The 22,628-nt window shown below is 50.1% G+C and carries 18 protein-coding genes; 1 reads left to right on the forward strand and 17 read right to left on the reverse strand.

All coding sequences use genetic code 11. The features are described from left to right. Window positions 1-52 precede the first annotated feature (52 nt). The 14 genes from ACOQPM_RS25495 to ACOQPM_RS25560 all read right to left on the reverse strand — a co-directional run bounded on the left by ACOQPM_RS25495 (window position 53) and on the right by ACOQPM_RS25560 (window position 19,210). Window positions 53-1,969, reverse strand: a complete 1,917-nt coding sequence (locus ACOQPM_RS25495) for a protein kinase domain-containing protein (protein ID WP_420631212.1) — start codon at window positions 1,967-1,969, stop codon at window positions 53-55. Window positions 1,970-2,360: 391 nt separating this feature from the next. Next, window positions 2,361-3,956: a hypothetical protein gene (locus ACOQPM_RS25500; RefSeq protein WP_420631213.1), complete on the reverse strand. Its 1,596-nt coding sequence runs from the start codon at window positions 3,954-3,956 to the stop codon at window positions 2,361-2,363. Window positions 3,957-4,053: 97 nt separating this feature from the next. Continuing rightward, window positions 4,054-5,709 (reverse strand): protein kinase domain-containing protein, encoded by a 1,656-nt coding sequence (locus ACOQPM_RS25505; RefSeq protein WP_420631214.1) that lies wholly within the window; start codon window positions 5,707-5,709, stop codon window positions 4,054-4,056. 119 nt (window positions 5,710-5,828) lie between these two features. Then, window positions 5,829-6,410 carry a hypothetical protein gene (locus ACOQPM_RS25510; RefSeq protein ID WP_420631215.1) on the reverse strand — a complete coding sequence of 194 codons (582 nt, stop codon included), beginning with the start codon at window positions 6,408-6,410 and terminating at the stop codon, window positions 5,829-5,831. A gap of 235 nt (window positions 6,411-6,645) precedes the next feature. Beyond that, window positions 6,646-7,437 (reverse strand): M23 family metallopeptidase, encoded by a 792-nt coding sequence (locus tag ACOQPM_RS25515; protein ID WP_420631216.1) that lies wholly within the window; start codon window positions 7,435-7,437, stop codon window positions 6,646-6,648. 96 nt (window positions 7,438-7,533) lie between these two features. Next, a complete protein-coding gene (locus tag ACOQPM_RS25520) occupies window positions 7,534-8,037 on the reverse strand; it encodes a hypothetical protein (protein ID WP_420631217.1) in 504 nt (167 codons plus the stop codon). A gap of 112 nt (window positions 8,038-8,149) precedes the next feature. Further along, window positions 8,150-9,112: a pyridoxal-phosphate dependent enzyme gene (locus tag ACOQPM_RS25525; protein WP_420631218.1), complete on the reverse strand. Its 963-nt coding sequence runs from the start codon at window positions 9,110-9,112 to the stop codon at window positions 8,150-8,152. Between the two features lie 7 nt (window positions 9,113-9,119). Continuing rightward, on the reverse strand, window positions 9,120-9,956 hold the full coding sequence (locus tag ACOQPM_RS25530) for a GNAT family N-acetyltransferase (protein ID WP_420631219.1): 837 nt from the start codon (window positions 9,954-9,956) through the stop codon (window positions 9,120-9,122). Between the two features lie 14 nt (window positions 9,957-9,970). Further along, window positions 9,971-10,351, reverse strand: a complete 381-nt coding sequence (locus ACOQPM_RS25535) for a response regulator (protein WP_420631220.1) — start codon at window positions 10,349-10,351, stop codon at window positions 9,971-9,973. 16 nt (window positions 10,352-10,367) lie between these two features. Beyond that, on the reverse strand, window positions 10,368-10,622 hold the full coding sequence (locus tag ACOQPM_RS25540; protein WP_420631221.1) for a Trm112 family protein: 255 nt from the start codon (window positions 10,620-10,622) through the stop codon (window positions 10,368-10,370). A gap of 118 nt (window positions 10,623-10,740) precedes the next feature. Then, the gene (locus ACOQPM_RS25545) at window positions 10,741-12,819 is read right to left on the reverse strand and encodes a formylglycine-generating enzyme family protein (protein ID WP_420631222.1); all 2,079 of its coding nucleotides are present in this window, start codon (window positions 12,817-12,819) and stop codon (window positions 10,741-10,743) included. Window positions 12,820-12,912: 93 nt separating this feature from the next. Next, window positions 12,913-15,930 (reverse strand): histidine kinase N-terminal 7TM domain-containing protein, encoded by a 3,018-nt coding sequence (locus ACOQPM_RS25550; protein WP_420631223.1) that lies wholly within the window; start codon window positions 15,928-15,930, stop codon window positions 12,913-12,915. A gap of 9 nt (window positions 15,931-15,939) precedes the next feature. Next, window positions 15,940-18,735: a response regulator gene (locus ACOQPM_RS25555; protein ID WP_420631224.1), complete on the reverse strand. Its 2,796-nt coding sequence runs from the start codon at window positions 18,733-18,735 to the stop codon at window positions 15,940-15,942. Between the two features lie 73 nt (window positions 18,736-18,808). Then, window positions 18,809-19,210: an Hpt domain-containing protein gene (locus tag ACOQPM_RS25560; protein ID WP_420631225.1), complete on the reverse strand. Its 402-nt coding sequence runs from the start codon at window positions 19,208-19,210 to the stop codon at window positions 18,809-18,811. A gap of 217 nt (window positions 19,211-19,427) precedes the next feature. Between ACOQPM_RS25560 and ACOQPM_RS25565 the strand changes: the two genes are divergently transcribed. Further along, a complete protein-coding gene (locus ACOQPM_RS25565) occupies window positions 19,428-20,444 on the forward strand; it encodes a synaptic vesicle VAT-1 family membrane protein (RefSeq protein WP_420631226.1) in 1,017 nt (338 codons plus the stop codon). A gap of 54 nt (window positions 20,445-20,498) precedes the next feature. Here the strand turns inward: ACOQPM_RS25565 and ACOQPM_RS25570 are convergent, their stop codons facing one another. The 3 genes from ACOQPM_RS25570 to ACOQPM_RS25580 are packed head-to-tail and all read right to left on the reverse strand — an operon-like array spanning window position 20,499 to window position 22,628. Next, window positions 20,499-21,053, reverse strand: coding sequence for an SdrD B-like domain-containing protein (locus tag ACOQPM_RS25570; protein ID WP_420631227.1), 555 nt, complete (start codon window positions 21,051-21,053; stop codon window positions 20,499-20,501). Window positions 21,054-21,084: 31 nt separating this feature from the next. Beyond that, a complete protein-coding gene (locus tag ACOQPM_RS25575; RefSeq protein ID WP_420631228.1) occupies window positions 21,085-21,831 on the reverse strand; it encodes a sortase in 747 nt (248 codons plus the stop codon). Window positions 21,832-21,878: 47 nt separating this feature from the next. Continuing rightward, window positions 21,879-22,628: an SIR2 family NAD-dependent protein deacylase gene (locus tag ACOQPM_RS25580; RefSeq protein WP_420631229.1), complete on the reverse strand. Its 750-nt coding sequence runs from the start codon at window positions 22,626-22,628 to the stop codon at window positions 21,879-21,881.

Raw genomic sequence — 22,628 nt, forward strand, 5'->3', positions numbered from 1 at the left:
TCTTGTTATTTATTGCTACTTATTGCCTGGCAATGAAATAACCTAGACCCCATTATCCGCCTGGAGGAGGCGGGGGCGGGGTGAATGTTGGTGGAACCGATGTTGGTTGTGGATTACCACCGCCGGGGATGGGTGTAGGCGTGTTTGTAGGCGTAGGTGTATTCGTTGGTGTCGGTGTTGGTGTTTTTGTAGGTGGTGGCGGAATTGTAGCAGCTATAGGAATGTTGTTGCTCAAAGATTCATCCACAAACTGAGTGCCATCGTCAGATAGCCAACCTTTGCTGCCATCATCTAGAACTACATTGTACCACTCTCCGTCAGGAGTGTACTGGCCAATGACCCCCACGATTTCCCCTTCATATAAAAACCGCAGAATTGGGTAAATGGTGCCTGGCCCTTGCCTGAGGCTGACGGAACTCACAAAAACGACTACTTGGGGGATGGGTGTTGGAGATGGTGTGAAGGTTGCTGTGGCAGTTTCAGTTGGGGTTGGCGTAAATGTTGCTGTGGTAGGGGCTGGTTTGATTGAAATGAGCCGGTTGCTGCTTGCGGCAATTTCTCGATTGGTTGCCAAATCTTCTAAAACAATGTGCCATTCCGACATCGCGTTGCTGCCATTGTTTGGCAGCAATGTTTGTAGACTATAATTGCCATCTTCGGTGGGGGTGCTGACGCTGCCTAGCAGGGAACGGCCGTTTTCTGTGATTAAATAGACGGCAAATCGCTGGTTCTCTGCTAATGTGTCTGGCCAGCTCCATTGGAAATTGGCTGTGTCCCCGGCCAGGAACTCGGTTGCTTCTGCTGGCGACACGAGATTGATAATACCAACTGTTTCTATACGACTGGTTGGGGTAATGTCGGCGGCCGTATTCTCTGAACCGATTGGCGTTGTGGACGTTGCGGTTGGTGTGGCGGTGGCATCGTCAACGATGGCAACTGGTTGCGCCGTGGGCGTGACTGCCACTTGCCCACGCGACGTTGCCAAGATGGCGACAATCCCCAAAATGACCAAAATACCGACCAAGGGCAACAAGAGTACTGTGCGTGAGCGGCGCGGTGGCGACGGTGCCAAGATTTCAGTGCCCCCACGCATTTGCACCAACATGCGTTCGTTTTGCAGCGCGTCATCAATCGCTTCCAAAAACTCTTTAATGGTAGCGTAACGTCCCCATGGTTGTTTGCGTATGCTTCTTTCCAGGAGCTCATATGTTTGCTTAGCTAAATCTGGCCGTTTTTCTTCTAGAACCGTATTTTGCGGCCGTATTGCTTGTGAAAAAGATTGCCAGACAGAAGGAGGTTCCTGCGGTAGCTCGCCAACTAAAATTTCGTACAACATGACGCCCAGCGCATAAATCTGGCTGCGGCTGTCTAGGGGTTTTCCTTGCAGGCGTTCTGGGGCTGTGTATGGCGTGTGGGCATCGCTTTTTGTGTTAACGGCCGTACCATTCTCTATCGCTGGAATCCCTAAATCTACCAGCACAACGGTACCATCTTTCTTTAATTGGATGTTATCTGGAGAGAGATGGTAATGAAACAGCTCCATTCTTTCTGCCAATTCCAGCGCTTCTGCCAATTGGCGAACAATCTGGAGGGCGTAAATGCTGTTGGCGGGTGAGGGCTGTTCTGCTAGCTGGTTTAATCGGTTGCGGAGCGAGAAACCTTCGACCAAGTCGCGGGAAACATAAGGCCGATTATTGGGCGTTATGCCAATTTGGTAGACTTCGGCAATGTTGGGGTGTTTTAGCTGGGAGACCTTGTTCATTTTTTCGATGAACTGGTCTACATACTGTTTTTTGTTGTTATAAATTGGCAGGAGAATTTCTACCGCTACAGAGCAGTGTTCATCAACATCAAATGCCCGATAAAGATCGGTTACGGCCGTCTGCGCGATGTGGGCTTCTAACCTATATTGATCCAGTAGCTGGTCAAACAAGTTGGACGGCTTTGCCTGGCCTTTCTGGGTTTCCATCCGTTCCTAATAATCAATTTGCAAACGTTATGCAAACAAGGCCTCGCCATTATACCCAAGAAAAAACAAGCTGAAACAGTTAGGTACATCAAGCATACCAAACGAGATAGATGAAGTTGCGTAGTTGCTCGTTGGCGTTTGGCAAGGCCAATAAATTTGGTCGTGGGTCACACTCTTCCTAGAAATGCTGCCTCTTTTCAAGACATGCTGCTCCCACATTAAACATAAGTACACTTATTGGCCTCATCATAACGATGGAAAGTTGCGATCTTCCTTACGAAATGCCTTCATTTATCGTATCAATGTATCTATTCAGGTTCTCTATGAGATATGCGATTGTTTGCCTTTGCTCAGTCTGTTTACTCGACTACAAGGAATCGCATTCTATTTTTTAAGGCGTTGTGATATCTAAGGTGTATTCATCGTTGAAGTTTGCTCCGCCATCATTGATGAGCCACACATAATATGTGCCTACCGGCTGGTTGGTGAGAGATACTGTTTTTGTTGTGGAGAAATTTCCGTTTTGGCCGAGGAGTGTTAGAGTGTCGCAGCTACCTCGCCAGATAATGATTTGGCCAGCAACTGGAGCAAAGTTAGTTAACTTTACTGTAACATCAGTAGGCGAGGTCAGTGAAAACTGATACCAGTCGTGGGTGTTTTCCGCTAAAAATTGATAGGGTTGGTTAGTTTCAAGGGGGTATGCTTGGCTACAGGCGTCATTTGGTTCGCCCAGAGCGTTTTGACTTAGATAATTATTGAGCGCAACGGGCAGGTACACGGTGCGGCCGAGGGTGGTTGGTGGGTCTGTGGGCAATACTTCGATGGAAATGGCCGTTACCGTTGCCACCTCTGCTTTGGTGGTGGTTTCTGTGCCGGTTGCCGTAAACAGAATTGTGCCACTTTCAGTAGGCGTATAGGTGCAGTTGAAAACGGCCGTTTGCCCTACTGCAAGCACATCCAAAAACAGATCACAACCACTGTCTGGCTCTGAAAGAATAGTCACTTCTTCCAGGCCAGCAGTGCCACTATTGGTAAGGGTGATGTGAAAAAGCAGGTGCTCTCCCTCTGTAACAGTGGCTGCCTCTGGCGAAACAGACAGAGCGAGCAAGGGATTTACTACTGTAACCTCTACGGTTTGGCTGGCTTCTACTGGGTATTCAATGGCGGTTGTAGTGGCCTGTGCCGTTGCGGTATTAACCAGTCCGGCCTCTGCATTGGCAATTTCGCAACTGTAACTGACGGTTTCGCTAGGCTGTAGCATGGGCAAGTGGCCAGCAGCTTGGTCACAATTGCCAAAACTGCTGTTGCTGACTGCCACATTTTCCAGCACGGTGTCCCCACTATTTTCAATGGTTATTTCAACCGTGAACGGGTCGCCCTCGAAAACGGCCGTTGGCGAGACGGTTTGGCTAATTGTTATTTGCGGGTGAAAAACTTCGATGGCGTCAAAAAAGACGTTGGCAATGCTCCCATCTATATTTTGTTGCATTGCCAGAGTGAGTGTAACTGTTTGGTCTGCAAATTCACTAATATCAATAATTGCGTTGTTCCAACCTGTTGGATTGCCAATACCGTCAACGACCAACGACCAAATTTCTTCATCATCAATCGTAACAACTGCACGATCTATGTTTGCTGGACCGGGATTAGGTTTAAAGGGGTTGAACCAAAAGGAGAGCAAGGCTGCATTTTCCGCCAACGGAATTGATTGTTGGGCTCCGTTGTTACGAATAATAATTGGACTTGGGCCACATGCGCCACCCACCCATAATGTTTGTTGCCCGTCAATATTTGGGACAATGCTCGACCAATCTCCGATACCGCTGATAGGACATGGGGTGTTAAAAAATTCATCCCAATCTGAAGGTACGTTTTCAAAGCTGCCGTCGTTAATTGGCTCGGCAAAAATGATGGGTGTCATGGTAATAAATAAGGTGAGTACGAGTGTGAGGATGCCCCACGAGGGTTTGTTGTTTCTCCACTTCATTATTTTTCTCCTGAAACTACGGCTACCGCCAGCAAGAAGTCCCGGGTACAAGCAAGGACACCTCCTTCATTTTGGAAGGGGCAGGTTGCATTGTGGCTTACGACAGCGCGAAGAAATTATGGCGTGGGGGCTGGTGGAACGGTGGGCGTTGACGGCCCTGAAGTTGGTGGTGGCGGTTGTGGCGTATTGCCGGGGGAACGGCCGTTGCTGCCGGGTCGGTTGGCTCAGGCGCAGCGGGGGTGTCTGTGGGGTTTGGTGAAGCAGGTAGCCAGATTTGCTGCCCCACATTTAGTAGATTTGTCTCCAGGCAGTTAACTTCTTGCAGACGAGCCACGGTGGTGCCAGTGGCCTGACTCAACGAAGAGAGGGAGTCGTTGGCCTGGATTGTGTAGCGTACCCAGCCAAATGGGGGGGAGGGAACACAACTTGTTTCTGTTGGTTCCAAAGTGGGCGTTTCTGTTGGTGTGCTTGTGGTAGTAGCTGTAGCGGTTGGGGCAAGTTCTGTGGGTGTCGGTGCGGCCTGTACGGCCGTTGGTGAAGGTTCGTTGGTGGGCGTTTCCACTTCCTCAGTGGGGGGAAGCACCTCATCTTCGCTGGTGGCAGCTGTATCGCCTGGTTCTTGCATGGCAGGGGCTGTGTTGGTGGGGCTATTGGTGAGCGCTTCGTCGGTTTGTGGAACGGCCGTTGTGGCAACGACCGCAGGCAAAATGACTGCCTCAGGGGACGGCGTGACGTTTTGTTGGCGATTACCCCGCCCCCGCATGAGCATGACCACCAGCAGCAGCAAGAAAAGTAAAACGATGGCAGGGATGATGAATTTTCTTAGGCGCGTTTGTCGGAGGCGATTAAACAGGCGCAGCCAAATTGGTGGCGGTGGTGGCGGCGGCGCAGATTCAGCGGCGATGGCTTCATCAAACGCTTCAAGTTGTGCGTTAACCGTTTCGTACCGACTCCACTCTCGTTGCCAGATGCTATTTTGCACCAGCACATAAGTTGCTGTGGCTAAATCCGTACGCACCTGATTGAGTGGAACCTCTCTTGGGGTGCCTTTTTGCTCAAAGATGTCCCATTCGGATAACGGCAAGGCGGGTTGGTGGCCTGCCAGCAGCCGATAAACCAATATGCCCAGCGAAAAAACGTTGCTTCGCCCTGAAAGTGCCTTACCTGCTTTTTGCTCAGGAGATTGATAATCTAGCTCGGTTGGCTGCGCTTCATCTAACTGTGAGACGATGGGTGGCACAGGTGGCACGGCCAAATCCAGCAAGTATGGATTGCCACTGTCATCCAGGTAGATGTTTTCTGGGCGCAAATCGTGGTGGATTAGGCCAGTTGGGTGTGCGATGCTGAGGCCGGTCGCCACTTTTTTTACCAATTCCAGCGCGGCAATGATTTCTGTTTTGTCCGGGCTCTCCTGAGGTAGGGGTGGGGTGTTTTCTAGCTTTTCAGATAAAAATTGGCCTGAGCGGTAAGGCATAGCAGCGTACGGCCGTTTCCCATCTACCCCAAAATCCTGCAAGGGCAGCAGCGTGGCATCTTCTAGCTGTGAAAGCGTTTCGGCACGACGCTGGAACCGTTCGCTCAAGTCGGTTGATTTGGCAGCTTCTGGCTGTAGGGTCACCAAAAATACCGATTCGTCCGTTTTGGTATCTTTTGCCATATAGATGGCACTGGCCGCTTGCTCCACGAGTAGCTCGTCCAGCACGTAATGGTTTATTTGGTTGTCATTTGCTTTTTTATTACGTGTAGATGCCATGAGTTAATATTGACCAAGCTCCCGTTCTGTTCCAGAAGCGCATAAAATCGCTGGGGTTGAAACGACACCCCTTCAATTATACACATTCTTAGTTCACATAAAAATAAAGAAGTGATTGTTTATTCAGAAAGAAGCAGCAAGCTGCGATTTTCGCTGGAGAGCAACGGAGTCTTTTCATCTTCCCATTGTAAATTTACCTGCCAAACGGCCGTTCCTACCGCAGCAATATCCTCTAACTCCAATAAGATTTGGTAGCCCGTTCCAAAATTGGGCTGGTTAAGGCGGCTGGTGGCAATAACCGCATCATTTTGCCGCAGCGTAAACAGTAATTCTTGCCCCGGCAGCAGCGGTTCTGAATATTGCCAGAAAAAGGCGATACGGCCGTTCAGCGGCAGAGTGCTTTCGTTGGGTGGGCCAAAAAGGTGAATGGTGGCTTCTGGCGGCACCGTTGGGCGTGGCGTGATGGTGGGTGTGGGGCTGGGCAAAATGGTTGCCAAAAGAATGGGTGGGCGTGTGGATGTGGCGATGGGAGTGGCGGGTTGGGTTGCGATAGATACGGCCGTTGCAGCCGGCGTCTGCGGCTCTGCAGTCGTTAATGGCAGCAAATTTACCCCGATGAGCACCAGCAGCAAAGCCACCAGGGGCGCGAGTGAAAACAGGAGACGCTTTCGGTTGATTTTTCTGCTGCCATTGCTGCTCATGCGATGCCTCTGCCTCTATAAATAGACAATTGATTGCTGGCGGAATTGTCGCTTAATGTACAAACGGCGCAACTTTCGTCGCGCCGTTTGCCTCAGAAAAGAAAGAGGAGCCCCGTGTAACTTTGTGAATAAAGTTACAAACAGATTGTAACAGCATAGAAGGTAGGTTCTGCCTGATCTTTGTCACGATTGATTGGTGAGTTTCCTCATAGGCAATGGGCCGCACTCGTGTGGATCAGCTTGTGCAGACGGGGTTGGCGGTGCAGCCGCTAGCGGTGGGCGTGCATTGGTAGTTTAGCGCCATGCCAAAGTAAGGGGATGGGTCTAAGGTGTTTTCAAATTGTAGCTCGTTTAGGTAACGGCCGTTGCCGTCATCTTTCACAATCGAAAAATGCAGGTGAACCCAAATGTTCCGAGCTGCGTTGCCGTTGTAATCGCCCGTGTAGCCCAGTAGCGTCCCCTGCTCCACAAACAGCTCAGACGTACCTGGCGGGAAGGCGGGTTCAATAAAGCTATTGCCATCTCGGTCTGCCATGTGGGTATAGTACAGCCAAATTTGCTCACCTGAACGCAGCGGATCATCTGGTACGCGCACGATGATTGCGCTCCGCCAGGTGGCGTCGCGGGTTACATAGCCATCGTAGGCAGCGTAAACGGCCGTTGTGCCAGACTTCCCTTCACTAAAGATATCAATGCCCTGGTGTGGGTTGCTATTGGAGTACGGGCCGCGTGGGTCTTCGTAAAGCAGGCCAATAAAGCCATCGGTGGGCAAAATGAAGGGAGCGCCGGGGCAGATATCTTGCTGGGTGGTGATCAAGGCGTTACGTGCTTCTGCATCGCCTTGCGCCCACTGCAAAAAAGATTGATTTCGGGGATCGGTCAATAATCGTAAGTAGCCAACGCCGCGATTGAGCAAATATGCCCCCGCAACGAGCACCAACAGAGCAAGCCCTATCTTGAGGCCGCGCTGCCCTGGCGTAAAGAACCACCTGATGACCTGTTGCAATCTAGCAAAAAGTGATTTCATGCAGGCTGATTATACTGTTGAGTTGAATATTTTGTCAGGAGAGCAACCCTTCTGGGCCGAGGTGTGGCCTGAGCCACTACATAACTTCTAAAGTAATTAGGTTTGCTGAAGTTTGGCAGCCCATTGCTGAAAGTGCGCCTGGTCGCGTTTGCTAAGAAATGGATTTTGCACAGCTAGGTTGCAAATACGCAACGCATCCTCAAATTTACCTTCTCGGCGGTAAATAACGCGCAAATGTTCATACGGGAAGCGTGTAGAAACCTGGTCATGCACTGCCTGTTCGTAATGTTGACACGCTTCTTCAATGCGCCCTGCCATTTCTAGCGCCTTGCCAGCGGATAAATTCTCCAAAACGCGAGGGCGCAGTTCGCTGTAAAGTAAATCATAGGCGCGTAGCTTGCCTTTAACGGCGACGGTTTGCGCTTCTTTTTCCAATGCTTGCGATTGATTTTCAATGAAATAGAGGATGGCTTGAGCTGAAACGCCATCGGCTTGTTGCTGTTTAATTTGTGTTCGCAAGGCAGCCTCGGCCTGGGCAAAGGCATCAGTTTCTAAGGTTGTGCTCTCTTCTTTTTTCTGAAATGGCCACCATTTGGGCATGAATCCAACCCCTGTGGAAATTATGAATTATGAATGTTTTTTTGCAAGCACAAGCATAGGTTGCCTTTCTAAATTCTTGTCTTGCGGCTGAATTCTGGTGGGAATTGGGAGCTTAATCTTCGAACAGGGGGGCAATTTGAGCTACGTCTACATTGCCGCCACTTAAAATGATGCCAATACGCTGGCCTGGGGGATCAATTTTGCCCATGAAGGCGGGGACTAAGGCAACGGCCGCACTGGGTTCCACCACCAGCTTTAGGCGCGTCCATAAAAAGCGCAGTGTGGCTGCAATTTCTTCTTCGGTGACCGTTAGGATGTTGCTAACGTATTGGCGCAAAATGGGCAGGTTGTGTTCTCCTACGAAGCAAGTGCGTAGGCCGTCGGCGATGGTGTTGGAGACGGCCGTTAGCCGCACAATTTCGCCACGTTGCCACGATTGCTGGGCGTCGTTGGCTATGGCAGGCTCCACGCCAATGACACGGCAGTGGGGCTGGATAGCTGCTGCCGCCAGCGCCGTGCCGCTGAGTAAACCTGCGCCGCCCACGGGCGTAAACAGGAGGTCGAGCGGCCCAACTTCTTGCAGCAGTTCTAGAGCGGCCGTTCCCGCCCCGGCGATAATATTGGGGTTGTCGTAGGGGTGGATGAGCGTGTAGCCATGTTCCCTCACTTGCTGAGCACAGATGGCTTCTCGCTCAGCAGCCGGGCAGGAGATGATTGTGGCTCCGTAGCCCGCTGTGGCTGCTTTTTTGATGGCCGGGGCATCGTCTGGCATGACGATGGTAGCCTTTACACCAAGCAATTTGGCGGCAAGTGCTAGCCCCTGGGCATGGTTGCCGCTGGAATGGGTCACAACGCCCGCTGCTTTTTGCGCCGCACTAAGCTGGCTCACAGCATTGTATGCGCCGCGAAATTTGAACGCCCCAACTCGCTGGAAGTTTTCACATTTCAGAAAAATTTTGTGGCCTGTTTGCTGGTTAAGCGTGCGCGATGTGTGGACGGGCGTATGGTTGGCTACTTCGGCAATGCGTTTGGCGGCTTCCAGGACGGCCGTTGGTTGTGGAATTTGCAGGCTCATGCGGGAATTATAACGGCCGATTCATCTCAATGCGCCGGAACGAATCAAAATAGCCCACCTTTTGAAAGCCAAGCCATTTTGCATCTTCACTCAAATTTTCAGCAATAGAATCCTGGCGTTTGTGCCGTTGGTGCAGCACTGTCAAGATTGTTTCTGTCACTTCAGTGGGATCGCCAATGGTGACTTCTACAATGAGCCGCGTGAGCTGGAGCAGCCCTGCGTGGTACGTTACCCAGCCACGCCCCCCGTTTTTGAGCTCCACCAGCAGGGCAGACAAGTTGCGTACATTTTGTTGGGATTCGGTCTCGTTTAGCCAATTCGGTCGTTCTTCCCGGTGCGAGAGCAAAATGATGGCATCTTCATGATTAAGCGTCGTGATGCGCTTTACTTTGTCAAAAACAGCTTCTTTTAGTTGCGCTTTCGGGGCGCGTCGGGCCACAATCAGTTCACGGGTCTGTTTAAACCCAAACTTTAAAAAAAGTTGATGCGCTGGCTTGTTTCCCTTAATAACTTCTAGCCACATCATTTCTAGCGACTCGTTTTGTGCACCTTTTAGAAGACAACTCATAAGCGCGCCGCCGGTTCCTTTACGCCGACCGGCAGGCAGTACGCCCAATCGCGTAATCCAGCCGCGCCCTTGCCGCACGCCCAGCATCCCCAAACCAAGTGCTACGTCCCCCTCAACGGCCACGCAAGAATGTTCCAACGAAACATCATAAACGCGGCAATATTCCATAAGGCGCGCCACATTCATAGGCATCGGCACCATGTAATCAACGCGGGTTTCATTATAAGCGTCAGTAAGCTGTTCGTAGGTAAATTTATCTGCGGGTTGAAGATTCATGCAAGCAGGTGAAGCTACAAATTTGGTGGCGGATTTTTTGGAACACCTTCCAGGAATGCGGCAACTTGGGAAGGAAAAGATTTAACATTGATAGGTTTGGTGATACAGCCATCGCAACCATATTGTTGGGCCATCTCTAATGCTTTATCTTCTGGCCAGGCGGTAATGGCTACGATAGGTATGTCTTTCATTTCTGGAATTTGCTTTAGCAGAATGACGACTGTTTGCCCGTCCACGTCTGGCAAGCCCATGTCCACCAGGATCAAATCTGGGGTTTCTTCAATTGCCATGGTGACGCCTGTTTCACCGTCGGCGGCGTGCAGCAGCCGATAGTTGTGTGGTTCCAACACGCGCTCAACGAGCAGGCGGTTGGCGTGGTTGTCTTCTATTTGCAATATTGTTTTCATTTTTTTAGGTGGCAGGTGGGGGGACGGGGAGGTCGGCAACGGCCGTATCTCGCCATTTTTCCCCCTCTTCAATTAACATCACTGGGATGCCGTCCCGAATTGGATATTTCATGTTGGTATCGGCACAGACTAGCCAACAGTTATGCACAAGTTCCAGTTGCCCCGGATCATCCCCGTACTCGGTGGATTGCACCGCCAACGGGCAGCGCAGAATCTCTAAAAGTTGTGGGCTGATTGGCAAATCAGTGGTGTTTGTCATTCATATCCTCGCTTCTGTCTATACTTGTTTGGCAATCATACGCATCTTGGTGCTCATTCGCAAATAAGTTATCGAAACGGCAAGTAGACTTAAAGTAGCAAGCCTTGACCCACCTGTCTTAGGGTAGCCGGGCGCAGCGAAAGCCAACGGCCGAACTGATAAAGTCGGGGGACAATGAGTTACGATTGGTGGCACGAATGCGATCCGCCTGATTGTTGAAAGGCCAGGCTCCCCCACGGATGACGCGGGCAAAGCCAGTTTCTGCGCCGGCAGGTGAATTTGTTTCACTTTCAGCATAATAATTTTCGTCGTACCAGTCACCTGTCCATTCCCACAGGCTGCCAGCCATGCCATAAATGCCAAACGGACTAGCCCCGTTGGGTAGTGCATCAACGGGTTTCAAGTTCTCGTAGCTATCGCTTTGGAACACGGCCAAATCGCCGAGAGGGTCTGGTATGTTGTTGCCCCAGGGATAGATACGGCCGTCTGTACCCCTGGCTGCATACTCCCATTCTGCTTCTGTTGGCAGGCGTGCCCCTACCGATTCGCAGTAAAGCTGTGCCCCAAACCAGCTTACATGGTTGATGGGATAGTTGGCAAAACCGGTGACGGCAAAAAATTGAACAGAGCCATCTCCAATATCTTGCTGTGACAAATAACTTGTGTAGCCTGCCAGCTCTTGCGGCCAGGCGCAATCTACACCCTCGCAGGCGCGGGCGTAGGCACCAATTCGGTTGAGGAAGGCCGCATATTGCTCTACGGTTACTTCGTATCTGTCTATGTAGAACTGTGGCAGCGTTACCTCATGCTGCGGCCGTTCATCTGAACTAGCGGAAAAATCATCCTCGGCCGCACCCATCGGGAAGGTTCCAGCAGGAATGAGCACCATTTCCATGCCGTCTTGCTCACGGATGATGGTGGATGGGTAGCGGTTCGGTGTGGCGGTCGCTGTGGGTGTGCTGGTTAGTGTGGGTGTTGGGGTGACAGTTGGTGTGGCGGTGGGTGCGGGGCTGGGCGTGTGGGTAGGTGTGATTGTATAGGTGGCCGTGGATTCAGTTAAAACGGCCGCTGCTTGCAATGGGGTAGGTGTAGCGGGTACGGCCGTTGGGGTAGGGGTGGCAACGCCTAGAAATCCCGCAAACTGCTGGCTGATGGGCGAATTGCCCGCCAGCGTAAAAAGTAAAATGGAGGCTGTTAGCAACACAACTGCCAGCAGCAAAAAAAGTAGCGACCGGCTACGCCAGAAGTCTGCCCGACCCGCCAGCCGAAACGCTTGCTTTACGCCGTGACTACCCTGAAGATCATACGTGGGCAAGGCACTACTGCCGTTGGACGATGAGAATTTGTGGACGGTAGCTACATCTGCGACAGTAATCTGGCTAAGATTGTATTGCTGTTGGTGCTCATACAAATTATGACACAGTTGCTGTGTTTTGTGGGGATGACCTTTGGTGATTTGGTAAATGTATTGGGCCACATCTTGAACGAGCGTGTAGGTAACTGGCTGACGCACCAGGGCAATGGTTTCGTCTTCATCCAGTGGGGGCAATTCATAAAATAGGCCATCTTGCAATGCGAGATGTTCAATGATGTGATCCTGATCTTTGTCTGAGCTGGTGATGGCAAAAATAACGTGAGCTGTGGTATCTGTTGAAAGGTGACGATGTAAATTTGCCAATGTTTCAGTTGGCAGCCCCTCGGCTGTTGCTTGTTCTAGCAGCAGGTGGGTGTTGTCGAACAAAAAGAGGAGGCGGCGTTGGCTGGTTTGGCTGAACGGCCGTCTCTCATGCAAGATTTTTTCGGCTGGGAGTAAGAATTGCTGTTGCAATGCTTTGGGAGAATCGGCAATAAAGTCTGTATGGTTGAGCGTATGTAGCTCGATGTTGTACCGTGCCAACGTATTGAGACCCGCATTGGCAATATCCCAGTAAAGCGCACTCAGGCTGTCTAGCGCTGTCTCGGCAAAATCTACATAGATGCCCAAAAAGGGCGGATTGAGGGTGCCAGTTTCTAGCTGTTTTAGAACGGCCGTTTTACCAAATTTGGCTGGCCCGTGCAGAATAATTGGTTGGTCAGCAGAAAGATCGGGCGCAGTTTGGTCGAGTAGCCAGGCAAACAACGCCTGTCGCCCAAAAAAAAGGGGGCCGCTGTAACCGTTTTGATGATATGGATTCCCGATGGTTGTCGCTTGATTCATAAGTATAAAATAAGCAGCCTGATTGTGATTTGCTTGGCTACTATTTTATGTGTAAATGGGTCTGGTTACAATGTGCCTAACAAAAGCCTGTAATTAAACGGTCACTTTACTCAACTCTGCCAGAGCAATTTGTACACGTTGGTATTCTACCTTGATTTGGTTGAAAGTTTGGGGAGCTTCTTCGAGCTGCTCCGCTTTAGCCATTATTTCTAGTTTGCGGCTCAATGCAGAAAGCGGCACCATGCCCATGCTGGCACTGGTTCCTTTTAATGTGTGGGCCGCGTGCCGGATTGTCTGGCTGTCTTCTACCCGCACAGCTTCTTCTAGCGTTTGCATTAGGGTGGCTGCATCTTCCAAGAAGATGGGGGCCATCATATCTAGGAATTCATGGGTATCTTCACCCACAAGCTGCGCTAATTCTACAAGATCAATTGGCTGGTTTGTCGGTGTAGGGGCAACCGCTTCAGTTTGAGAACGGATGGGTGAGCTAATGGGCTGTTCATGAAACTGAACGCTCTGGTAGAGTACTTCGACCAACTGGTTGATGGTAACTGGTTTGCTGAGGTATTGATTCATGCCAGCAGCAAGATAAGTTTCACGATCCCCAGGCAGAGCATGGGCTGTGATGGCAACAATGTACGGCCGTTTCCCCCCTTCATAGTTTGCCAAAATTTGTTTTGTGGCGGCCACCCCGTCCATTTCTGGCATTTGAATATCCATGAGGATCATGTCGTAGGTGTGCTGCTTGGTTATTTCTACGGCGATGCGGCCGTTTGTGGCTGTATCTGCTTTGTATCCTAATTTGTCTAGCATGTTTTGAATGACGCGGCGATTCAGCTTGTTGTCTTCAACCAACAGAATGGTTAGCGGATAGCGCTCTGCCATGCTTTCTCCCAGTTCGCGCCTGGGTTTTGTGCCAGAACCAACTGACAAAATGTTCATGAGCAAATCGTATAGCTGAGGCCCTTTGACCGGTAGAGTGAGCGTGCTGGCAAATAGTCCTGGTTCGTTTTGCATTACCTGAAGAAGTGTCTCTTCTTGCTGGCCCATTAAGATTGTGGGCAAAGGTGTGTTGGTTTCATTATTTTTTAGCCGGGTTAAAATGGATGAATCATTTTGCCAAACGGCCGTATCCAACAGTGCCATATCAAATGGCAGCGAATGATCTACCCAATAAATCGCTTCTTCGGTACTGCCAGCTACGTAAACTTCCACCCCTACCATCCGCGCCTCTTTGCTCAATTGTCGGCGCTGTGCGGCTGCATCTGTAATAATGAGCAGCCGTTGGCCAGCTAGCGAAGCATTGTGCTTGCGTAGAGTAATGACAGGGCTTCCTGGTGCTGCGGCAAGACCCATTTGCACAGAAAAGTGAACCGATGTGCCTTTGTTCAGCTCTGAAAGTAGGAAAATATCACCACCCATACATTCTACAAGCCGTTTGCAAATGGCCAAACCGAGCCCATTGCCGCCGTGTGCGCGCGTTAAAGACCCATCTACTTGCTGAAACGGGGAGAATAGCTGCGAAATCTGCTCGGCAGCAATACCAATGCCGGTGTCGCGCACGACAAATTCCAGCATAATTCCTGCTGTCTTCTGAATATGGGTAACTGCAATATGAACGCTGCCCTCTTCAGAAAACTTGATGCCGTTTTCCAGCAAATTCACCAATATCTGCCGCAGCCGCACAGGGTCGCCAGCAAGCATGGTGGGGATGCCTTCCTCGATGTAGTAGGTTAGCTCAATCATTTTATCGCTAGCAGCCTTTTGCACAGCCTCTACTGCGGCCTCTATACAATCAACGAGATTAAAGGGCTGGTTGCTGAGGCTCAGGTTGCCTGCTTCCAGGCGGGCAAAGTCCAGAATGTTGTTGATGAGACCAACAAGTGTGTTACTGCTTTGGGCGATGACATCTATCATTTCGTTTTGGTTGGCGTTCAGGCTGGTTTGCCGCAACATTTCCGCCATGCCCACTACAGCATTGAGCGGTGTGCGAATTTCATGGCTCATGTTGGTGAGGAAATGGTTTTTGGCCCGGTTGGCAGCTTCGGCCGTTTCTTTGGCTTGTTGCAACAGGCTTTCAGTCTGTTTGCGCTGGGTGATGTTTTGCAGGGTAATAAGACGGCCGTTTGCCTGCTTGTTTGTGGTTTCCAGAGGTGTGATGGCAGCCTCGAAGAAGGTTTGATCAATGGTTAGCTCTAGCGTGGCTGTCTGGCTATTTTTTAGCGCAATTTCCAATGGTACCCAGCTTGGGTGGTTGACGGCAAAGGGTTGCCCCAACAGGTCGTTTTCTTCTTTTTGCAGCAGGGCAACGGCCGTTTCGTTTACATCCACCACCCGATTGTGATAATCTAGCACAATGACGCCGCTTTCCAACTGTTCTACCACACGCTCACGCGCAACAGGCACAATATCCAAGAAGTTAAACCGGAATAGGGCTATGGTAAAGAGAAATGAGGTAACAGCAAAGGCAAATGGGGTGAGGTCCAGATGAGGAAAAGGGTTGCTGTTTGTAATGTATAAAACATTGCCTAGCCAGGGAGACAAGCTGCCGAGTAAAATCAGAATAATTTGCCCTCGAAATTGATGGGGCGCGGTGATGATCTTTTGCAGTAAAAAAAAGGTGCTGGTGGTCAATAACAGATAAATGTACCCAATATTTACCCAAAACCAAAAACCGTGTTCCAGAACCAGGTATGTTAAATTATTTTGCTGACTTAACGACGTGGTATGCCAAACAAGTCCGTGTTGCTCATTTGTCCAGACGAGCAACAGGGTAATAAAAGGGACGATGAGCAGAACGGCCGTAAATTGTGACGGCTTTTTTATTTTATGGAACGCACCCATATATTTGAGGGTAAAAAGCAGGTAGGCTACCGGGATGAGGACAATGCCAAAATATTCAACTTTTGCCCAAAGTAATTTGCCTGACAATGTAGGGGCGTTCAGTTCAAAAGCATAGGCAATTACCCAACAACTGATTGCCAATAGCAGCAATAGCAAGTCGCGGCTGCCGGCTACCCGTTGCTGCCGGTAAGCGAACGCAATAGAAGCCAGCATAATTAGCCCTGTAACGGCGAGTGGGACGGTGTAAGGAGACAGAGACGCGTTCATAATGCCAATTTACTGCTCTCCCGCCTGTAATGATGCGTGGCATTGTTGCAGTGCACGCTGCAATTCTGGTATTCGAACGGGTTTGCTAACGTAATCGTCCATGCCCTGACTCAAATATTTTTCGCGGTCTCCAGCCAGCGCATTGGCTGTCATGGCAATGATGTACGGTTGGTTGCGCCCAATCAGCTCGTCCCGGATATGTAGCGTTGCCTTTAGGCCATCCATTTCTGGCATTTGTATATCCATCAGAATGACATCGTACGGCCGTTGCAGCACCGCCTCAATTACTTCTAAACCATTGCCGGCCACATCTGCCCGGTACCCAAGCCGTTCTAGCATACGCAGGGCTACTTTTTGATTGATGGTGTTGTCCTCAGCTAGCAAAATCCGCAATGGATACTGTTCACCCAGCGAGGCATCGAACATTCCCTTTTTTTCTTGTGGGGAAACGGCCGTCTGTGTGTCAGAAAAAATCTTCACCAATGTGTTAAAAAGAATAGAGGGCTTGACCGGTTTTGTGAGGCACGCATCAAACAACTGGCGTTGTTCAGGGGACAACATTTGCCCAATTGATGAAAGCAACACCAGTGGCAACGCAGGTTGAAAATACGTCTTGCGGATAATTTGCGCCAGCATGACACCATCAATATGCGGCATTTGCATGTCCAGCACAGCCACATCAAATTTCATCTTTTCTTTTAGTGCAGATATCGCCTCTGCGCTGGTGCTAAAACAGTGCGGAATCATCTGCCAAGAGTCAGCTTGTTTTGCCAATATTGTTCGGTTAGTTAGATTATCGTCCACAATGAGTATGTGCTTGTTGTGCAGAACATTCCCAGCAGGCAGTTTGTCCGGATCCTTAATAAGCGGTACTTCTTCGACCTGAATGGTGAAATGGAATGTAGAGCCTTTACCAACAACGCTTTCAACCCACATTTGCCCATCCATCAGTTCAGTTAAACGTCTAGAGATAGCCAGGCCAAGACCTGTGCCCCCATACTGGCGGGTTGTAGAAGCGTCTACCTGACTAAAAGAAACAAATAACCTATCTAGACGCTCTGAGGGAATGCCAATGCCTGTATCCTTAACAGCTATATGAATCTCGTGCTTGGCATTTGGCAATTTCTCGCTAGAGACAAAGATGATAATTTCACCTTTGTGGGTGAATTTCACAGCATTGCTAACCAGATTTACCAAAATTTGCCGTACGCGGGTGATGTCGCCTTGAATATATGGCGGAACACTGTCCTCCATAAAATACGCCAAATTGAGCCCCTTGCGGCTGGCTTTGGAGTTAAGCAAATCTAATGCCTCTTCTACGCAGCTACGCAGCTTAAATGGCTGCTCTTCTAGTTCCAGCTTTTCCGCTTCAATTTTGGAAAAGTCCAAAATATCGTTGAGCACGCTTAGCAGGGCTTCGCCACTGCGATGGGTGGTTTCTACAAAATCCTGTTGCTCTCCTGAAAGTGACGTGTCTAGCAAAAGGTTGGTAAGCCCAATGATGGCATTGAGCGGGGTGCGAATCTCATGGCTCATATTGGCTAAAAAGGCGGATTTGGCCCTGTTGGCTTTTTCGGCAGTTTCTTTTGCTTCTAGCAATTCTTGGGCGCGATGGCGTAACTGTTCGTTCAGGAGACCATTTAGCAAGGCAAGGCTGGCATGTTCGGCAAAGACTTGGGCAACGGATATGGCACGGCTGTTAAAAGCGTCTTTTTCGGGGCTTTGCATATCCAAAGCCCCGACAATTTGGTCGCCGACTTTCAGCGGGATAACAAGCTCGGTGATGGTTTTGTTATCAAACGGTAGGTGGCGCGGGTCCAAGCGAACATCGGGACTGTAGATGACTTGGTTAGAGCGAACGGCCGTAGCAATAAGCCCCACACCGTCCAGGGGAATTGTTGGAGCAACTTCATGGGTGAAATGACCGGCAAACGCATGGCGAATGAGCCGATTTTTGTCCCACTCTTGCCGCCGTACCACGTTGTTATGCAACTGTATTGGTTTTTCCAGCAGCAGCACGCTGCAATCTGCAAAATCAAATTCTTCAATTAGATTATTAGCAATTTGGAGAGCAAGCTCTTCTAAACTGTTATAAGTTAGTAATTGGGTGGCGGCGCGATACAAGGAAGATAGCTCACTTTCTGCCTGCTTGCGGGCGTTTAGTTCATCTTGTAGCTGGGTATAGAGCTGGGCATTAGAGAGTGCCTGGCCAGCGGTTGCCATGGCTTGTTGTACTAGGTTCAAGTCGGCTTGGGTAAACTTTCGCTCCACAAGCGAATCCATGCCGAAAGTGCCAATAACGCGCCCACCAACCAAAATAGGCGCGATGAGTAGGCTAACGGTGCCTCTAAATGCCAAGGCTTCACGGGAGTTTTCCATGAGTGGACTGGTATGGATATTTTCTATTGTGAGGGGTTTGCCAGTTTTGATGACTGTCTCAGTGGCCAGATTGCCCTCGACCGGAAAAACCACCCCAATGCCGGACGGCCGTCCTTTGGACAGATATTCAGCAACGACATGGACTTCAGTTTCGTCGGCATTCAATATGGCCACAGCCGCCTGGGGCACATCAAACGCCTCCGCTAATCTCTGGCAAATTGATTCCAATAATTCAACTGGGTTAAGCAGCGAGGATGCTTTTGCCAACAATTCGTTAATTAGGGTATGGGCTAACAGCTCTTGGTCGTAGGAATGGAGGGTTTCATCAACCCTCTCCAGAAATAGCTGCCACTGTTCAGCAGAAGGCGGAGATTCATCGGTTAACTTCAGCTTATTTAACTGATACTGAAGATCTTCGTGTCGCATAATTGTTTGTGGGAAACATCAGCCTCTCATGAATAAGCTGGCAACATTTTGGCTTATTTCTTACACGATGCCACTAAAATAAAAAGGCTCGTAAGGCTTGCTGAACTTTGGCGTATTCTGCTTCTAAAATGGCTAGGTTGTTGTCTAAGAGATGAGTTGCTTCTTGTTTGCTGTTTGTTTCAACAGCCAGACACAAATGGGCAAATGTTGAAAGGCCTATGGTAGCACTGCTTCCCTTTAACGCATGAGCAGCCATGCTGATAGAAGCATAATTTTGGCTGTTAAGCCCCTCCTTCATTTGATCCATGAGTGGAACAGCATCTTCCAGAAAAATAGATGCCATTTCATCTAACGTCTCAGGTGATGCCTCTCCCATTACTTCTGCCAACGCGCGTTTTATATCATTTTGGAGTTGAATGATACTGTGTTGGGAAGCGACCGTATTTACGATTGTGCTGTTTATTTGGGTCATCATAATGTTCCCTCAGGGCAAAATATATGAATAATCAACATCCTACTCATTGTATGGCTTGGGAACTTTAGCGACACTCCCGCAATGGTACCATCCAATCCCCAAATCGCCGTGCGTAGGTACTATAGATACTGCTGTTGTTCAAAGTCGTTTTTTCTGACTGACTGCATAAAATAGCGTACCGATTACTTTTGACGGTTTATCTAACGAAAAGGAACGTATGCAACAAATTTGGATTCAAAAAGCTGGCCCCCCTGAACTATTGCAGGTGCAGGAAGGCCCTGATCCCATCCCACGTAGCGGGGAGGTGCGGATTCGGGTGGAAGCTGCTGGCGTTAACTTTGCTGATATTTTAGGGAGGCTGGGTATTTACCCAGATGCGCCTCGTTTGCCCTATGTACCCGGCTACGAAGTAAGCGGCAAAATTGACCTGCTGGGTCAAGGGGTTCCAGATTTCCGGGAAGGGGATGCAGTTTGTGCCCTAACACGCTTTGGCGGCTACAGTAATGTGGTTTGCGTGCCCTACAAGCAAGTGTTCAAGCGGCTCGATTGGATGAGCGCTCAGGATGGTGCTGCCCTTCCCCTGACGTATCTAACCGCGTACATGATGCTGGTGGTGATGGGGTCAGTGCGGGCCGGGGACAAAGTGCTTATTCATGGTGCAGCGGGTGGTGTGGGGCTGGCTGTGCTAGATTTATGCCGCATTTTGGGTGCAGAAACGTTTGGCACTGCCTCGCCAGAAAAGCATGATTATCTGCTCTCGCATGGCCTGAATCACGCGATTGATTATCGCAACCAAGATTATGAACGCGTGGTGATGGATTTGACAGGCGGCAAGGGGGTGCATGTGGTGTTGGATCCATTGGGTGGCATTCATTGGCCAAAAAATTACCGACTTTTGCTGCCAAGCGGCCGTTTAATTCATTTTGGCGTTAGCAGCTTAGCGCCAGGCAAGCGCCGCTCCTGGTGGTCGGTTTTTCGCGGGTTGGTTATGCTGCCATTTTATACGCCGCTCAAGCTCATGAATGACAACAAAGCGGTGATTGGGGTAAATTTAGGGCATATGTGGGAGCAAGCGGGAATGATGCAGCCGTGGATGAAACAGATTATTGCTTGGTATGATGAAGCCTTGTTCCGCCCCAAAATTGACCGGACATTTTCATTTGCTGAAGCAGCAGCGGCGCACCATTACATACAAGATCGTAAAAATATTGGCAAAGTGCTGCTGCTGCCGTAATGTAAAAATCAAGCGATCTGACAGGTTTTTGACAACCTGTCAGATCTTAAGCGTTTATGCCGTACGGCGTTTCCATTCCAGGAAGATGCCCGTGCCGATGAGTGCTAGCCCGAATACGGCCGTAACCCACACAAACAAATTTCCGTTACCGCTGCTGGCTGCTGCCCCAGATTCAGGCAGAATAATGACAGCATTGGTGCCTTCGCTAACGCAAAAGTCATAGCCAGTCTGCACCAAGCCATCTTCTGGAAAAACAGGTGCAAAGCGGGGATTTTCTGAAGTAACTACATACTTTTCAGGATCAGGTTGGGCCGTGACGCGCCAATAACTTTGCCCGGCCGCCGCCAGACCGTATGTGCCATTTTCGGCGGTGGTTAAGGTGACAACCGTTGCTTCATCGCTGCTCACAAACTCAATGGTGACGCCTTCTACTGGCTCTTCCCCTTCCACCCCGGTATTCACACACACGCCGTCTCCATTGACATCTTTGTAAACGGCACCGCTAATGGAGCCTCTTTCATCTGTTTGGGCCTGGACGGTACCTGCCAGAAGAAGCAGACAAGCAGTCAGCAATAGAATTACTAACCCGGTACGACGATTTCGTTTCATTACAAACCTCCTAATAAAGTTAATCAAACAATCAATTTGACCCAGAATCTGTTGGACGGGCGACGACAATAAGCCGATGAGAATTATCCGTGTGTGGCCAGCAAGTGACCAGGGTGAGCCGCTCATCGCTGGTTGGCTCAATCCATTGGGCATTTTCCAGACGTGTCGCCAAAGGCTGATCCCGCTCTGGCAAAATTTGGACATCGGTCACGGTGAAATTATGGGGGAGTTCGTCATCGTAGACCACAATTTCTGCGCCGACTTCTAAATCAACCAATTTGCCAAACACTTCGCCAAAAATGTTATGGTGTCCGTTTAGCACGGTGTTACCTGGTTGCCCCAGCGGGGCGCTGCTGTTGTGCCAGCCCGCCTGGTATGTTTCAGGAACTTGCCACTGGTATACAGTTTGTTCGCCGCTTTGGATGGCGGTGAGACCGACATTTACCACTGGGGCATCTACCGCAATACTGGGAATGACAATGCGCTGCGGCTGATTGGCCAGACTGCTCACCTGAGCATCGTCCAGGCTAACGAACCCTTCTGGCAAACTAATTTCGGTGGCGACGTTGGTAGCTGCTGCTTCTGTGGTGGCTGTTGCGTTGGGAATGGGCGTAATAACGACGGTGATGACGGGAAGGGGGGGGTTGGCAACGGCCGTTTCCTGCATAGGTGGTCTAAATAGCAAAATGGAAGCGGTTGTTAAAACCACAATTAGGCCAATTGTAATAAAAACAATCCCCATGGGAACCACTTTTTCGCCTGAATCTTGCTGAGTCATACGGCATCAGTATAAACGACAAAATGGTTTATGTAAAGCAACCGAGATCATGCAGCCTGCATTGCTTTTATCAGCGCGGGCAAAATTTCGCCAGAGGGCCCGGTAAGCACCTCATCTGCCCAGCGGGTTAGTGGAGTGGGCTGCGGGTTCACTTCAACTAGCAAGGCCTGATTTTCCAGGGCATACAAGGGCAGCGAGGCGGCTGGGTGTACCAACGCAGAGGTGCCTACAGAAAAGAAGATATCGCAGGATTGGCTAGCGTGTACGGCCGTCGTCAGCGCATGGGCCGGTAAATTTTCTCCAAACCACACCACATTCGGCCGTAGCAAGCTACCACAAGTGGGGCATTTTGGCGGCACCGCATCACTTTCTGGCAGTTGCGCCACAAAATGGCCGTGTGCGTAACATTTTGATTCCATAATGTTGCCGTGTAAACAGATGACATTTTTGCTGCCTGCCTGCTGGTGCAGCCCATCCACATTTTGGGTGATGAGTGTAAGTTGCGGCACCAGATTGGCTAACTCAACCAACGCCAAATGGCCTAGATTGGGAGTTGCCCGGTTAACCAATTCCCGCCGCCAAGCGTACCATTCCCACACCAGCTTGGGATTGCGCTGAAACGCTTGCGGTGTCGCCAACTCTTGCGGATCGTATTTAGCCCAGAGGCCGGTTTGCGCTTCGCGGAAAGTAGGAACGCCACTTTCCGCAGAGATGCCTGCCCCGGTAAGCACCGCAATAGATTGGGCGGTTTTTAATTTTTGAATGAGCATGCCCGGAAAACGAAAATTGTCTGACAT

It is taken from the genome of Candidatus Leptofilum sp. (assembly GCF_965223525.1).
Classification (GTDB): Bacteria; Chloroflexota; Anaerolineae; order Promineifilales; family Promineifilaceae; genus Leptofilum.